This is a genomic window from Bradyrhizobium sp. CB2312, assembly GCF_029714425.1.
GTDB lineage: Bacteria > Pseudomonadota > Alphaproteobacteria > Rhizobiales > Xanthobacteraceae > Bradyrhizobium.
Map to the genome: position 1 here is coordinate 2839761 of NZ_CP121668.1, position 13518 is coordinate 2853278.

At 59.7% G+C, this 13518-nt stretch carries 15 protein-coding genes and 1 pseudogene; 12 read left to right on the forward strand and 4 right to left on the reverse strand.

All coding sequences use genetic code 11. The features are described 5' to 3' along the window. Positions 1 to 85: 85 nt before the first annotated feature. On the reverse strand, positions 86 to 1522 hold the full coding sequence (locus QA642_RS13485) for an IS1182 family transposase (RefSeq protein WP_283079740.1): 1437 nt from the start codon (positions 1520 to 1522) through the stop codon (positions 86 to 88). A 150-nt stretch (positions 1523 to 1672) separates the two neighbouring features. Between QA642_RS13485 and QA642_RS13490 the strand changes: the two are divergent. Together QA642_RS13490 and QA642_RS13495 are read left to right on the forward strand one after the other, a co-directional pair. Beyond that, positions 1673 to 2341 (forward strand): annotated as a pseudogene (locus QA642_RS13490) (cell division protein FtsH); the annotation flags it as partial. A gap of 254 nt (positions 2342 to 2595) precedes the next feature. Next, complete coding sequence (locus tag QA642_RS13495; RefSeq protein ID WP_084334648.1) at positions 2596 to 2862, forward strand: hypothetical protein; 267 nt, start codon at positions 2596 to 2598, stop codon at positions 2860 to 2862. Between the two features lie 466 nt (positions 2863 to 3328). On the opposite strand, the gene QA642_RS13500 is transcribed toward QA642_RS13495, so the two are convergent. Beyond that, on the reverse strand, positions 3329 to 4261 hold the full coding sequence (locus QA642_RS13500) for a LysR family transcriptional regulator (RefSeq protein WP_283085092.1): 933 nt from the start codon (positions 4259 to 4261) through the stop codon (positions 3329 to 3331). A 90-nt stretch (positions 4262 to 4351) separates the two neighbouring features. Here QA642_RS13500 and QA642_RS13505 point away from each other — a divergent pair, with 90 nt between their 5' ends. Both QA642_RS13505 and rpoH read left to right on the forward strand, forming a co-directional pair. Continuing rightward, the gene (locus QA642_RS13505) at positions 4352 to 5230 is read left to right on the forward strand and encodes an NAD(P)H-dependent oxidoreductase (RefSeq protein ID WP_283086879.1); all 879 of its coding nucleotides are present in this window, start codon (positions 4352 to 4354) and stop codon (positions 5228 to 5230) included. 264 nt (positions 5231 to 5494) lie between these two features. Next, positions 5495 to 6394 carry an RNA polymerase sigma factor RpoH gene (rpoH, locus tag QA642_RS13510; RefSeq protein ID WP_283085093.1) on the forward strand — a complete coding sequence of 300 codons (900 nt, stop codon included), beginning with the start codon at positions 5495 to 5497 and terminating at the stop codon, positions 6392 to 6394. Positions 6395 to 6429: 35 nt separating this feature from the next. On the opposite strand, the gene QA642_RS13515 is transcribed toward rpoH, so the two are convergent. After that, positions 6430 to 6660, reverse strand: coding sequence for a hypothetical protein (locus QA642_RS13515; RefSeq protein ID WP_283085094.1), 231 nt, complete (start codon positions 6658 to 6660; stop codon positions 6430 to 6432). 297 nt (positions 6661 to 6957) lie between these two features. On the opposite strand from QA642_RS13515, the gene groES reads away from it, so the two are divergent. The 6 genes from groES to QA642_RS13545 all read left to right on the forward strand — a co-directional run bounded on the left by groES (position 6958) and on the right by QA642_RS13545 (position 12160). Next, a complete protein-coding gene (gene groES, locus QA642_RS13520) occupies positions 6958 to 7272 on the forward strand; it encodes a co-chaperone GroES (protein ID WP_283085095.1) in 315 nt (104 codons plus the stop codon). Between the two features lie 36 nt (positions 7273 to 7308). Further along, positions 7309 to 8931: a chaperonin GroEL gene (groL, locus tag QA642_RS13525; RefSeq protein ID WP_283085096.1), complete on the forward strand. Its 1623-nt coding sequence runs from the start codon at positions 7309 to 7311 to the stop codon at positions 8929 to 8931. A 197-nt stretch (positions 8932 to 9128) separates the two neighbouring features. After that, positions 9129 to 9461, forward strand: a complete 333-nt coding sequence (locus QA642_RS13530; RefSeq protein ID WP_283085097.1) for a hypothetical protein — start codon at positions 9129 to 9131, stop codon at positions 9459 to 9461. Between the two features lie 530 nt (positions 9462 to 9991). Beyond that, on the forward strand, positions 9992 to 10450 hold the full coding sequence (locus QA642_RS13535; protein WP_283086880.1) for an Hsp20 family protein: 459 nt from the start codon (positions 9992 to 9994) through the stop codon (positions 10448 to 10450). Positions 10451 to 10593: 143 nt separating this feature from the next. Continuing rightward, entirely contained in the window at positions 10594 to 10929 is a 336-nt protein-coding gene (locus QA642_RS13540) for a hypothetical protein (RefSeq protein WP_283085098.1), read from the forward strand. 133 nt (positions 10930 to 11062) lie between these two features. Beyond that, positions 11063 to 12160, forward strand: a complete 1098-nt coding sequence (locus tag QA642_RS13545; RefSeq protein ID WP_283085099.1) for a trypsin-like peptidase domain-containing protein — start codon at positions 11063 to 11065, stop codon at positions 12158 to 12160. Between the two features lie 88 nt (positions 12161 to 12248). On the opposite strand, the gene greA is transcribed toward QA642_RS13545, so the two are convergent. After that, positions 12249 to 12728: a transcription elongation factor GreA gene (gene greA / locus QA642_RS13550; RefSeq protein ID WP_283085100.1), complete on the reverse strand. Its 480-nt coding sequence runs from the start codon at positions 12726 to 12728 to the stop codon at positions 12249 to 12251. 319 nt (positions 12729 to 13047) lie between these two features. On the opposite strand from greA, the gene QA642_RS13555 reads away from it, so the two are divergent. Beyond that, positions 13048 to 13230, forward strand: a complete 183-nt coding sequence (locus tag QA642_RS13555; protein WP_035730668.1) for a hypothetical protein — start codon at positions 13048 to 13050, stop codon at positions 13228 to 13230. 25 nt (positions 13231 to 13255) lie between these two features. Continuing rightward, positions 13256 to 13495: a hypothetical protein gene (locus tag QA642_RS13560; protein WP_283085101.1), complete on the forward strand. Its 240-nt coding sequence runs from the start codon at positions 13256 to 13258 to the stop codon at positions 13493 to 13495. Positions 13496 to 13518: the final 23 nt, after the last annotated feature.

Consider the following 13518-nt stretch of genomic DNA (forward strand, 5'->3'; position numbering starts at 1 on the left):
GCGGACGCTGGTCCGCTTTGGGTCTTGGCCGTGTAAAAACGATCTCAAAGGGCGTCGGTCCCGGAAGCGGGGAGCCGCGTGTGTCTCAGGCCCCGATCGCAGCGATCAGCGGCTTGATCCCGACGATGTTCATGACCCGTGTCAGATTATAGGCCAGCACCGAGAGTGCCATTTCGGCGGCTACTTTTGGAAGCGTTTTGGTGAGGAAGTGTGTCGCTCCCATGCGGGCCTTCATCGTGCCGAACGGATGCTCGACTGTCTCTCGACGCTGGCGCATGGCTTGTGGGTTTGCATCGAGACGCTGCTGCACAGCCTCGAGCAGATGCTCATGCTCCCATCGTGGAATCCGCCGCTCTGGCCCTGTCGTGCACTGCGATTTAAGCGAACAATTTTGACAGGCCGTGGTCCAGTAGCGCCGTAGCCGCTTCCCGTCTTCCTCGCTCGTGAAGCGATAAGGCAGTTGCTCTCCAGCTGGGCAGCGATAGGCGTCCTCTTCAGGCAAATAGACAAAATCCTGCTTGCCGAAGCGCCCATCTGACTTGGCACCCGACGTCTGTGGCTTGGGCAGAGTTACCGTGATGCCGGCCTCGTGGCACGCGAGGATCTCCACGCTGCTGAAGTAGCCGCGATCGGCAACGGCCTCGAGCGCATCGGTCTGGAGCACTTCTTTCGCCTGCTTTGCCATATTGGCCAGTTGAGCCCGATCTGAGCCGCTGTTCGTTACCTCATGGGTCACAATCAGATGGTGCTCGGTATCCACGGCGACCTGCACATTGTAGCCGACGACGCCGGAGCCGCGGCCGCTCGTCGCCATCGAGCGGCTATCGGGATCAGTCAAGGAGATTTGCTGGTCAGGCGATGCAAGCATCTGCTTCTCGTAAGCGGCAAGCTTGCCCATTTCCTCCTTCAGCTTCGTCAGCTTTTCGGTAAGCCTCGTCACCTTCGTGGCCAGGGCCTCCGTCGGCTCCTGCCGGTCGGCCGTGTCAAGTTGGCCTAGATACCGCGCGACGCTCTCCTCCAGCTGGGAGCGTCGCCGCTCCACCTTCGCCCGGGTGAAGTTCCTGTCCCGGTTGTTCACCGCTTTGAACTTGCTGCCGTCGATGGCAACGCTCGCCGTCGTCAGGAGACCCATCCCACGGCAGAGTTCAACGAAGCGCGCACACACCCTGCGCAGCGCCAGGCCATTGTCCTTGCGGAAGTCGGCAATCGTCTTGTGATCGGGAGTGAGCCGACCCAGCAGCCACATCAGTTCGACATTGCGTCCGGCTTCTCGTTCGAGCCGCCGACTCGACTGCACCCGGTTCAGATAGCCATAGATGTAGAGCTTCAAGAGAACCGAGGGATGGTACGATGGCCGACCGGTCGCCGCCGGCTCAACCTCGAAGCTCATCTCGGCCAAATCGAGCGCATCGACAAACGCATCGATCACACGGACAGGATTACTCTCGTCAATGAAATCATCGAGGCATTCCGGCAACAGCGTGCATTGCCCACGATCCGCCTCCTCAACGAAGCGCCTCATCGATTCCCCCAAAAAGAATCACCGGAGAATCATAGCAGCGGCACAGCGTTTTCACACAGCCAGGGTCAAAGGCTGCCCTCGGCGTGTCCACGATGGCTTTCCGCTCAGCCCCCGGAAGCGGACCGTGCGAGGCCAAGAGAGGAAGTCAGCTTCAATAACGCGGTGGAACGCATGGTCGCCAGTCTGGAAAACGTAACCGGCTGCTCAATCCCAAGGAACGTGAGATCGTCGCTTTTCATGAGATGGGCCACGCGCTAGTCGCGCTTTCCTTGCCCGGTGTCGATCCCGTGCATAAGGTCTCGATGATACCCCGTGAGGGTCGGTGCACTCGGCTACACCATTCAGCGGCCGATCGAGGACCGATTTTTGATGACCAAGGAGGAGCTGGAAAACAATATGGCCGTTCTGCTCGGCGGCCGTGCAGCTGAGCTCATCGTGTTTGGCCATCTATCGACGGGAGCTGCCGACGATCTGCGCCGGGTGACCGACGTCGCACGGAGCATGGTGACACGCTATGGTATGTCGGAGAAACTCGGCAGCGTTGCCTATGACCGCGAGCCCGGCAATTTCCTCCCAGGCCCTGACCAGCCCTATCCAGTTCGCGAGCGTGGCTACGCGGAGGAGACCGCCTCAGCCATCGACCGCGAGGTAAAGGATACTGTAGATCAGGTCTTTGAGCGCACCCAAGGCATACTGAACACGCGGCGTCCGATCCTGGACCGCGCGGCAAAGAAGCTCCTTGAGAAGGAGACGCTGGAGCAGAGCGATATTGACCTGCTGATCCGGGAGATGCCGAAGGAAGGCCTCCGGGCGGTCTAACGGCGCGCTCATTTTCGCGCCCCAGATAGAGCTGGTCCACCACCGCGTTGAGAACGCCGGAGCAGGTGAAGAACTCCTGATGCTGGTTTTTGGCTCCGCCAAATCGCTGGCAAGATCGACAGGTCTCATCAACGAGTTACTTGAACTCGCCCCGGACAGTTCTAATTCACTGTATAGCCGAACCGAGGTTCGGCGAAGTGGACCATGACAAGGAGACAAGTGCGCAGAGCGCGTAGTAACTTGAGGGAAACGACATGAGAAAGCTTGCTCTTGCAGTCGTCGCGGCGGCAACGCTCCTCATCGGATCAGTTGCGCCGGCTTCGGCCCATTGGCGTCATCATGGCTGGGGCGGTCCGGGTATCGGTCCCGGGCTTGCTCTCGGATTGTTCGCTGGAACACTAGCGGCCGCCACCGCACCACCGGTCTATTATGGACCGGTCTATGGCCCGCCCTACTACTATGGCCGTCCGTACCGGGTAGTCCGCTATTATCCTCCGGTTTATCCGTACTGGTACTGGTGATGAAAAGAAGGCCCGGTTCCCGCCGGGCGTTCGTTCAGGGCGCGCGACTTGCTCGCTCGCGCTGTCATCAGTTGTGGGACGGAGAAAATGGAGGTCGAGAGAATCAGAATAGCAGAACATCATGGAGTGATGAGCCGGCGAAAGTCTCGGAGTGGTTGCCGTATTTCGCGGAATCGGTGGGGCTGGGCCGCCGCTCCGGCTTCCATCGTGGCTCGGTCTCTTCGTTGCCAGCAAAGCAGCGGTGCAATGGATGAATGAGGGGCGTGGCGCTTCGAACGCCAACGCAAAACGGGAGCTGGACTTGAAGCTCATTTATCCGACCTGGCGCGAGGGCTTCCGTGCCGGATTGGCATCTCCATCGAGGTGAGTGCCGCCTGCCGCAAAGCGTCGCGCTGGAGAGCAGGGCAGGCAGGGCACACGAGTGGTGAAGCACCCTCGCAGGTTCGGCTGCGCTATCGACCGATCGCTAGGCTCCATTTGACGGCTTCTTGATCCCAGGTGTTTGCGCGATCTGTGCCGAGACAAAGTCGGCCAACAAGCGCACTCGGGCGATGCCCAACCGTTCCGGTACGATCAGCATGTTCAGCGGAACGGACGGTGGCGAAAATTCGGGAAGCACCACTTCGAGCTTGTTAGCGGCGAGGAGATCCTGGACGAGCCAGAGATGTGCAGGCGCTATTCCGCGTCCGGCTACGAGGGCCTCTCTTGCTGCAAGTCCATGATCAACGCGCAAGCGACCGCCGAATGGCACCACATGGCGCCCGCCGCGCTGACCATGCAGTACGAGTAGATCGCTGCCGGCGATATTGGACATCCTGACGCCTTCGTGATCTGCCAAGTCCTGCGGGCGCACCGGCTTGCCGCGTTCGGCTAGATAGCTGGGTGCGGCAACGAGCATTCGCCTTGATTGGCCCAGCGCCTTGAGCTTCATCGAGCTATCACCAAGTGGCCCAAGCCGGAGGGCAATATCGACGCCTTCCTGCACGAGGTCGATGCGCTCGTCCGTGAGGCTGAGATCAACCAGGATGTCCGGGTGGCGGTCCTGAAAGGCGAAGATGAAACGACTGACGTGCAGTACTCCGAAGGCCGCGGTGCACGAGATGCGTACCGTACCCGCTGCCGCGCCGCGTGTGCTGCGCGCTTCCTCGCCGGCCAAATCAACCTGGCGGAGGATCTGGACGCAGTGGCGATAGTAGCGCGCGCCCTCTTCAGTCATTGACACCCTGCGCGTGGTTCTGCTGAGGAGCGGCACTCCGACCGCGTCCTCCAGCTCTCGCAAATGGCGCGTCACCGTTGACTGGCCGACTTCCAGCTCGCGCGCGACCGCGGACAGATTGCCCCGCTCGGCGACCCGGACGAAGCTACGCATGCGCTCAAGCGTGACTTCTGATTTATCCATTTTTTGGCATAATCATATCCATTATTTACATCTACTAGATTGCGGCTTTGCGTGCCACCTGATCAACGTCACTCATCAGGAGGTGCTGTCGTGAAAGTATTGATTGTCTTCGCCCATCCGGAGCCGCGCTCGTTGAACGGCGCGCTGCTAGACGTCGCTGTCAGGGAACTCAAGCGGCTCGGGCACGACGTGCAGGTGTCGGATCTCTATGCCCAGGGCTGGAAGTCGGAGGTCGGCAGAGGGGACTTTCCGTCGCTCGGGCAAGGTGAACGGCTCAAGCCGGCCGCGGCCTCCAAGCAGGCTTTCGAGGCGAGCACGTTGACCAGCGACGTGAAAGCCGAGATCGAAAAGCTGTTATGGGCGGATGTCCTGATTCTGCAGTTTCCGCTGTGGTGGTTTTCGACGCCGGCGATCCTCAAGGGCTGGGTCGACCGGGTGTTCGCCTCCGGGTTCGCGTATGGGGTCGGCGAACACAGCGACAAGCGGTGGGGCGATCGCTATGGCGACGGGACTTTGAAGGGCAAGCGCGCGATGCTGGTCGTGACTGCCGGTGGATGGGAGGAGCACTATTCCGATCGCGGCGTCAACGGGCCGATCGACGACCTGCTGTTCCCCATCAATCACGGCATTCTCTACTATCCCGGCTATGAAGTCCTTCCGCCCTTCGTGGTCTATCGCGTGGACCGGCTGGACGACGCCGGTTTTGCACCTATTGCCGAAGAATTGCGTGAGCGGATGCGCGCGCTCGCGACCACCGCGCCCATTCCGTACCGGCGACAGAATGGTGGCGATTACCTGATCCCGAGCATGCAACTCCGCGCCGGGCTGGAGGCTCCCGGCACAAGCGGATTCGCACTTCACCTCGATCGCGGAGGTCATGGCGAGCAGGAGAGTAGGCCCCAAGCGTCGGGCCCGTCCCTCGCCTCATCGGGCCGCGGCAGCTTGGCTTCCGACGAATTGGCTAGCTGATACGGGGAACAACCCATTGGGTTCGCAGTTCTTTTGGCGCCGCCGGCCTGAGTGCCGTTGGGCGCCTCAGGGCCCAGCTAAGCCAGGCGATACGGCGGCTCGTACCATTTTGCTCCATGGAGGATTTGGATATGAAAGCTACCTGTATCGTCGCTTGGCAGTCGATCAGCCCCACTCACCTCGGTGGGTCCCCGCGGCTGCGTCTTCCCTCTGGCCGCTCGTTAGAGCTCAAGAGCGGCGATGGCTTCTGAAGGAGGGCAGGTCATGTCAATCAAGTCAGCCCTTCCTGCCATCCATTCGGAAGCCGGGTTGTCCCGGTATCTGCAGGAGATCCGTAGCTTCCCGCTGCTCGATGCATCCGAAGAAGTGATGTATGCAAGGCGTCTTCGGGATTCCGGGGATCGCGAAGCTGCCTACCGTCTGGTGACGAGCCATCTACGATTGGCCGCCAAGATCGCGCTGAAATATCGGCGCTATGGATTGCCCATCGCCGACCTCATCTCGGAAGCCAACGTCGGATTGATGCTGGCCGTCAAGCGGTTCGACCCTGAGAAGGGATTTCGCCTGGCGACCTATGCCGCCTGGTGGATCAAGGCGTCCGTGCAGGAGTTCGTCCTGAGATCGTGGTCACTCGTCAAGCTCGGCACAACTGCAGCGCAAAAAAAGCTGTTCTTCAACCTTCGAAAGTTGAAGAGACGCCTTGGTGCGCCGGACGATGGCGAGCTTTCGCCGGAGCAGGTGAAGCAGATCTCTGAACATCTTCAGGTTAGGGAAACCGACGTCGTCGAGATGAACGGCCGGATCCGTGGCGACATGACGCTGAGCGTTCAGCTCAGTGACGAAGAAGGCGAGCAATGGCAAGACAGGCTCGCCGATTCATCTCCTGATCCCGAAACCCAGCTTGTGGAGACCGGAGACCGTGAACGGCAGAAGGCCGCACTCTCGGAGGCGCTGAGTGCGCTCTCTCCGCGAGAACGCACCATCGTCGAAGCCCGTTACATGGCAGAAGAGCAAAGCACGCTTGACGATCTGGCTAATTCCTTCGGGATTTCTCGCGAGCGTATCCGCCAGATCGAGCAGCGTGCGTTGAAGCGCATCAAGAGGATGATGTGCGCACACCTTCCGGATCTTGAGGCTGCTTCAGCAGGCGCATCTAGAAGCTGAACACAGAAACTGCTGGCCGGCTGCTGATCGATGGATCAGCAGCCGGTGCAGATATCAGGCACGATGGCTTCCGCTGAGAAATCACTGTCTTTGCGGCCATCGGACCTTGTTCTTGCGGGCTTGCCGCGCGGCTGGTCGCTTTGATTGCTGACAAACTGCTTAACGGCGGCGTCGGAGCTTCGCACTGGTCGCGACGAATCCGCTTCTTTCGCCTGCAGCGAAACCACCATCCCGAGTAGAGCAGCAAGTACCAATAAAGTCCGCATCTCTGGTTATCCTCCTTTCGAAGATGCTCCAATTTGCTGCGCAGAGTTTGCTCTGCCGCCGAGAAAACATCTCGGTTTGATGATCTCAGTTTTCAACGTGCGGCGAACGATTCTGGACGCTGGGAAAGCTCTGCGGGTGCGAGCTGCGAGCGATAGCGACAGCCGGCGGCCTTCGTCGCAAAAATTTTCTTCCTCCCTCTTGAAAGTAGATCCCTCGCTCCTAGGTGCTTTTTCGCCCGGGGGCCGGTTACGGACCCGGATTTTGGACATCGCTGAACCTACCCAAGGAGGATGTGCATGCATTTCCGTCCCTTGCACGATCGCGTGCTCGTGCGACGTCTCGACGCCGAAGAGAAAACCGCGGGCGGCATCATCATTCCAGACACAGCAAAGGAGAAGCCACAGCAGGGCGAGATTATCGCCACTGGCCCCGGCGCCCGCAACGAACAGGGCCAGCTCGTTCAACTCGACGTCAAGCCCGGTGACCATGTTCTGTTCGGAAAGTGGTCTGGTACAGAGGTCAAGATCGACGGCGAGGAATTTCTGATCATGAAGGAAAGCGACCTTCTGAGTGTCATCGACAAGGCAGGCACCGTCAAGAAGGCAGCGTAGCGCGCTGACAGTCATAAGAGGAAAGGAGAGATCAAAATGGCTGCCAAGGATGTGAAGTTCGCAACCGAGGCCCGAGAGCGTATGCTGCGGGGCGTCGACATACTGGCAAACGCGGTGAAGGTCACACTCGGTCCGAAGGGGCGCAACGTCGTGATCGAGAAATCGTTCGGTGCGCCGCGCATCACCAAAGATGGCGTAACCGTCGCCAAGGAGATCGAACTGGAGGACAAGTTCGAGAACATGGGCGCGCAGATGGTGCGCGAGGTCGCCTCGAAGACGAGCGATGCCGCCGGTGACGGCACCACAACGGCCACCGTGCTTGCCCAGGCCATCTTCAAGGAAGGCAGCAAGTCCGTCGCCGCCGGCATGAATCCGATGGACCTGAAGCGGGGCATCGATCTGGCGGTCGACGCCGTCGTTGCCAACCTGAAATCACACGCCAAGAAAATCACCTCGAACGACGAAATCGCCCAGGTAGGCACAATCTCGGCCAATGGTGATAGCGAGATCGGCCGCTTCCTGGCCGACGCCATGAACAAGGTCGGTAATGAGGGCGTGATTACCGTCGAGGAGGCCAAAAGTCTGCACACCGAGCTCGAAGTGGTCGAGGGTATGCAGTTTGACCGCGGCTACATCTCGCCATACTTCGTCACGAACCCCGAGAAGATGCGCGTCGAACTCGAGGATCCCTACGTTCTGATTCACGAGAAGAAGCTGTCCGGCTTGCAGACCATGCTGCCGCTGTTGGAGCAGGTCGTTCAGTCCGGTAAGCCGCTCCTGATCATCGCAGAGGACATCGAAGGTGAAGCGCTCGCGACATTGGTCGTCAACAGACTGCGCGGCGGATTGAAGGTCGCGGCCGTCAAGGCGCCTGGCTTCGGCGATCGTCGCAAGGCCATGCTGGAGGACATCGCGATCTTGACCGGCGGCAATGTCATCAGCGAGGACCTCGGCATCAAGCTGGAAAAGGTCACAGTGAAGATGCTCGGGCGCGCCAAGAAGGTGGTCATTGACAAGGACAATACCACCATCGTCGGCGGCACGGGCGCCAAGAAGGATATCGAGGCGCGCGCCCAGCAAATCAGGCTTCAGATCGAGGAAACGACCTCCGACTATGATCGCGAAAAGCTGCAGGAGCGCCTCGCCAAGCTCGCCGGAGGCGTCGCGGTGATCCGTGTCGGTGGCGCGACGGAGGTCGAAGTCAAGGAACGCAAAGACCGTGTCGATGATGCGATGCATGCTACGCGCGCGGCGGTGGAGGAAGGCATTCTCCCTGGCGGCGGGGTAGCCCTTCTGCGTGCCCTCAAAGCGCTTGACGGCATCAAGACCGCCGACGCGGACCAGAAGGCCGGCATTGACATTGTTCGCCGCGCCATCCAGGTGCCGGCTCGGCAGATCGTGCAGAACGCCGGCGAGGATGGCTCACTGATTGTCGGCAAGCTTCTGGAGCACCAGAGTTACAATTGGGGCTTCAACGCGGCGACTGGCGAGTACGAAGACTTGGTGAAAGCCGGTGTGATCGATCCCGCCAAGGTCGTCCGCACCGCCTTACAGGACGCCGCGTCGGTCGCATCGCTGCTGATCACGACCGAGGCACTCGTGGCCGAGAAGCCGAAGAAGGCTGAACCAACTCCGGCCGCTCCCGCCATGGACTTCTGAACGAGAGAGCCCGGCCGATCAAGGCCGGGCTCCACCGCTGAGAGGAGAGAAGATCGCTTCCAAAGATGGAGTGTCCCATGAACAAGTCTAATCGTCGTCGGCTCAGGATGAGGCAGGACGCGATCCACTGGTTCATGTTCTACCTGAGTTTTGTCACCATTGCCTGGATCTGTTTTCGAACGATTGGAGGAGTATAGATGCTGAGCCATCACCATACGTTCTCCGCCCGGACGGAGACCAACCGCAATCTGCGGCGACGCCTGCTCGCTCTAGTAATGGGCAGCGCAATGTCCCTGACCGCCTTCGGTGCTTACGGCCTAGAAAGCCCGCGGGGAGCCGAGGCCACACAGCGTGTGTTCACTGGACTGCCACTGCTGCCAATCCCGTATCTCGATACGATGCCGTGGTTGAAGTGGCAGCCTGCGGCGGCAACGATGAAGATCGACATCTTGCTGCCGCCGACATCCGCGCCGACGGGTATTTGGCCGCAGCCGACGCCCCATCCCGCCGGACTGGCGGCAGCAAGCTGAATGTCGGTGAGCGGCCTGCAAAGGCCGCTCGCTACCTTATGCAAGGTCGTCAAGAGCGAGCGACAATCATGTTTGAAGCGAATTCGGCGAGGCATTCCGTGCGCGGGAGCTCCGATGCAGCCTCAAGCACAGCAGTCGAGCTTGGCGTCCGCGACTTCCTCATCCGAGGCTGTCAAAAGGTGATCGGTCACTACGAGCGCCTGCTCTCAACTGCGAGGAGCGAGCAAGAGCAGCAGCTCTATCAAGCCCGGATTGAGCGAGAGCAGCGAGTGATGGATGTCCTACGCGAGGGCGCTCACCCGGATCGCTTGGCCGCGTAGTCGCTGAGCTGCCGGGCGAGGCATCAGAAAAAAACGCACAGCCTCTTGAACTCATGAGTGTCAGTTCTAATTCGTTTCTCGACCGCCAGTGCGGTGTGTCGAGCGCCAGGCGGGGCTCGGCACGAGGCGCTGGACTGGGGTGTTCGACGATAATCGAAACTCCGATCCTGCCTTGCGTCGTATCCATATTGCTCTTTGGAGGACTTGGCTATGAGGACACTTGATTTCGCACCACTTTGGCGCACCACGGTCGGCTTCGATCATCTGGCTGACCTCGTCGACGGCATGTCGCGCCAGCCGACTGAGGACAACTACCCGCCGTACAATATCGAGCGGTCCGGCGAGGACCACTATCGAATCACGCTGGCGGTGGCAGGCCTCGGTGCCAACGATATCTCCGTGACGGCCGAGCAGAATGCTCTCACGATCGAAGGAAGGAAATCCGATGGTGTTGCGCGCGAGTATCTGTATCAAGGTATTTCGGCGCGACCGTTCCGGAGAGTCTTCAGTCTGGCCGACTACGTTCAGGTGAAGCAGGCATCCTTCCAGGACGGCCTCTTGGTCATTGATCTCGTTCGAGAGATTCCGGAAGCGATGAAGCCGCGCAAGATCCAGATCGGAAGTGGAGCAGCTGCTTCGTCGCAGATTGAGCAGAAGAAGGCCGCTTAGTAGCCTCGATCCATGGACGGGCGATTCGCAACGGAAGTTGCTCTCTGTCCTATCTCATCTCAACATGGGTGGCGACGTCGACTACGCCGCCACCTAAATCTCGAGCACCATCCCTTAGAAAGGAGTGTGTAGGGAGGCGAGCCATGACTAACGTAAAAATCGACGGCGGTGGTCTTCACCCATTCCTCCATCCCGCCGCTCACTACGTTTCTCCGGCGGAAGTCCTGAATGACAAGGAGCTCTCGACGCCTGAGAAGCGGATCATCCTGTCCTCGTGGGCGTCGGACATGTACGCCGTGGAATCCTATCCCGACCTGCGGGAGGTCCCCGGGACTGGGCACGCTGTGAAGTTGGCGGACATACTGGCAGCGTTGCGGCAACTCGACGGAGACGGCGATGATGATCCACCCCCTGGCGGTGGCGTCCCCATGCGGCTGCGGCGGCCGTGGGCCGCCGCCGCACAGCGGAGGGCGCTGTGATGGTCACGGAAGCCGTTCTAGCCATCGTGCTGCTTGGCCATGTCGCAGCAGTCTGGGCAATTCCGCTCCTAGCATTGGAAGGAATGGTTCTGCCTGTGATTGACGGTCCGACAAGCATGCAAGGGTGATCGGAATGTTGGATCAGCGAACAATATTGGCATGGCTTCTGGTTGTGGCGCTATTCGCGGCTTCACCGGCTACAGCCCAAGTGCCGGACCTGAAGACGGGTGGTTCTGTGCCAACATTGGCGCCCGTGGTTCGACAGGTGACGCCGGCGGTCGTGAATATTTCCGTGCACGGCCGTGTTCGCGAGGACAATCCACTTTACCGCGATCCGTTCTTTCGTGAGTTCTTCGACATTCCCAAGCAGGTCGAGAAGGAAATCAATTCGACGGGTTCGGGCGTCATCGTCGATGCCAAGCGCGGCTATTTGTTGACCAATAATCACGTTGTCGAAGGCGCTTCAGTCGTTCAGATAACGACCAAGGATGGCCGGCAGCTATCTGCGAAGGTAATCGGGCGCGATGCGCCGACTGACGTCGCAGTGCTGCAGATCCCAAACCCTGCCGACCTTCAGGGGCTTCCTTTCGCCGACAGTGATGCGCTTGAAGTCGGGGATTTCGTGCTTGCGATCGGAAATCCCTTCGGACTCGGCCAGACCGTTACGTCCGGGCTCGTCAGTGCGCTGGGTCGGACTGGCTTGAGCAAGGAAGGCTACGAGGACTTCATCCAGACCGACGCTGCGATCAATCCGGGAAATTCCGGCGGCGCATTGGTGAATCTTCGTGGCGAGTTGGAGGGCATTAACTCTGCGATCATTTCGCCCGGCGGAGGGAATGTCGGGATCGGCTTTGCAATTCCCGCGAATATGGCCCGGCTCGTTATGGAGCAGATCGTAGATAGAGGATACGTTGAGCGTGGCCGCATTGGCGTTTTACTGCGCGAGCTCCAACCGTCGACGAATTCTCGCCGCAACGAAGGGGCAGTGATCGCGGAGGTCGCGCCAGACTCTCCGGCTGAAAAGGCGGGCTTGCGCAAGGACGATATCGTGGTCATGGCAGATGACCGTCCGATCCGCACCGCGTCGCAACTTCGGAACAAAATTGGCCTAGCACGCATCGGTCAGGATGTGAAGCTTACCATCGTGCGGGGCGGCCAAACCAGTTCCGCAGTTGTGAAAGTAGCTCCGCCCGTCCAGGCAAGCAGCACATCCACTCGTCTGTTGCGCTGATGCAAACGGGTTCAAGACAACGGCTTCGCACCGACGGGTATCTGCCGGTCATGCAAGACCATTTGCTATTAAGACTATTCTTCTGCCCCTAGGGAAGCCATCTAACTTGCTCAATCTTGTAACTCTTCTCGCCTCCTGGAGTCTCGACGGCTACGACTGCGCCTTGGGACTTGCTTATCAACGCCCGTGCGAGAGGTGAGCTGACTGAAATTTTGCCTCTGGCCGCATCGGACTCCGGCTCGCCGACGATATGGCAAATTCGCTCCTCGCCCGTATCCTGATCCGTCAGCGTGACCGTCGCGCCGAATTTGACGATTTCGCCGGAGAGCTTCGAGACATCGATGACCTCTGCGCGTGCAAGTTTGGTTTCCAACTCGGCTATGCGAGCCTCGTTGAGGCCTTGCTCGGTCAGCGCGGCCTGATACTCCGAATTCTCAACAAGATTAGGTTCGTCCGCGATCGCGTGCTGAATACGCTCGGCAAGATGGGGCCGCGTAATTCGTATGCGGGTGGCTAATTCGTTCTGAAGAGCCGCATAACCGGACGCGGTCATAGGGAGAGTTGGCATCGTATTCGCTACCGGGTTTCCTAAGAGCGCTGCCGAGAGCCGAGAACGGCCGCGCTGTTATCCGCCGGCCGACGCGAACTCGGTGCTATTCGGTTGGCAACTATGCTGAACATCGCCTGTTCCAAGGAGCGCCTGTGCCAAGGCGATCGTCCCTGCGCTGGACGGATTGCTCCATTGCGATCCCTCTTAGCGTCGGAGGAACTGACCTTCCGGTCGTGAGTTTTGCGCGTGTCCAGAGCGGACTCTGGCACGCTCCCGGCCGAGCGCCTCGGAGTGTCGCCTTCGCTGCATTGCGACAATGAAGATAAGGTGTCGATCAATGTACCAGCATCCCGAACTCACACCTTTGATGACAAGCGTGGCAATGCTCCTGACGCGAAAGCAGCACCTGATCAGCCGCCTAGAAGAAGAGCCAGGTCCAAGGGAGCGCGAGGAGATCGAACGTCTTCTCGAAAAAATAGATGCCGAACTGGACGCGGTTGATAGCCCCGATAAGCTTTGAGAACCGCGGAAGGGAGGAGCGATCTATGCCGATCAAGCCGGATTCCGACTTGGGCGGTGCCACTCAAGATGAGACGGCATATCTCGAATCGCTGATCCGCCAGGATTTCGAGCAATGCCATCCCGGCGAGACTCTTGACGATTTCAAACGGCGAGCCTCCTTTTCCAGGGAGGACAGAGGATTGTTGCGAGATTGGATGGCGATTGCGGCGAGCCGTGCAGCGGCTGAGCGGGCCAAGAGGAGCGACTTCAACTCGGCGGCGTAGTCCCGAGCGCGTCTTCTCGGAGA

Bases quoted from the DNA above. Each gene is read 5' to 3' on its own strand.
- groES (WP_283085095.1), top strand. From the start codon at position 6,958: ATGCATTTCCGTCCCTTGCACGATCGCGTGCTCGTGCGACGTCTCGAC.
- QA642_RS13540 (WP_283085098.1), top strand. From the start codon at position 10,594: ATGACTAACGTAAAAATCGACGGCGGTGGTCTTCACCCATTCCTCCAT.
- QA642_RS13495 (WP_084334648.1), top strand. From the start codon at position 2,596: ATGAGAAAGCTTGCTCTTGCAGTCGTCGCGGCGGCAACGCTCCTCATC.
- QA642_RS13545 (WP_283085099.1), top strand. From the start codon at position 11,063: ATGTTGGATCAGCGAACAATATTGGCATGGCTTCTGGTTGTGGCGCTA.
- QA642_RS13485 (WP_283079740.1), bottom strand. From the start codon at position 1,522: ATGAGGCGCTTCGTTGAGGAGGCGGATCGTGGGCAATGCACGCTGTTG.
- QA642_RS13535 (WP_283086880.1), top strand. From the start codon at position 9,992: ATGAGGACACTTGATTTCGCACCACTTTGGCGCACCACGGTCGGCTTC.
- groL (WP_283085096.1), top strand. From the start codon at position 7,309: ATGGCTGCCAAGGATGTGAAGTTCGCAACCGAGGCCCGAGAGCGTATG.
- QA642_RS13530 (WP_283085097.1), top strand. From the start codon at position 9,129: ATGCTGAGCCATCACCATACGTTCTCCGCCCGGACGGAGACCAACCGC.
- greA (WP_283085100.1), bottom strand. From the start codon at position 12,728: ATGCCAACTCTCCCTATGACCGCGTCCGGTTATGCGGCTCTTCAGAAC.
- QA642_RS13515 (WP_283085094.1), bottom strand. From the start codon at position 6,660: ATGCGGACTTTATTGGTACTTGCTGCTCTACTCGGGATGGTGGTTTCG.
- QA642_RS13555 (WP_035730668.1), top strand. From the start codon at position 13,048: ATGTACCAGCATCCCGAACTCACACCTTTGATGACAAGCGTGGCAATG.
- rpoH (WP_283085093.1), top strand. From the start codon at position 5,495: ATGTCAATCAAGTCAGCCCTTCCTGCCATCCATTCGGAAGCCGGGTTG.
- QA642_RS13560 (WP_283085101.1), top strand. From the start codon at position 13,256: ATGCCGATCAAGCCGGATTCCGACTTGGGCGGTGCCACTCAAGATGAG.
- QA642_RS13500 (WP_283085092.1), bottom strand. From the start codon at position 4,261: ATGGATAAATCAGAAGTCACGCTTGAGCGCATGCGTAGCTTCGTCCGG.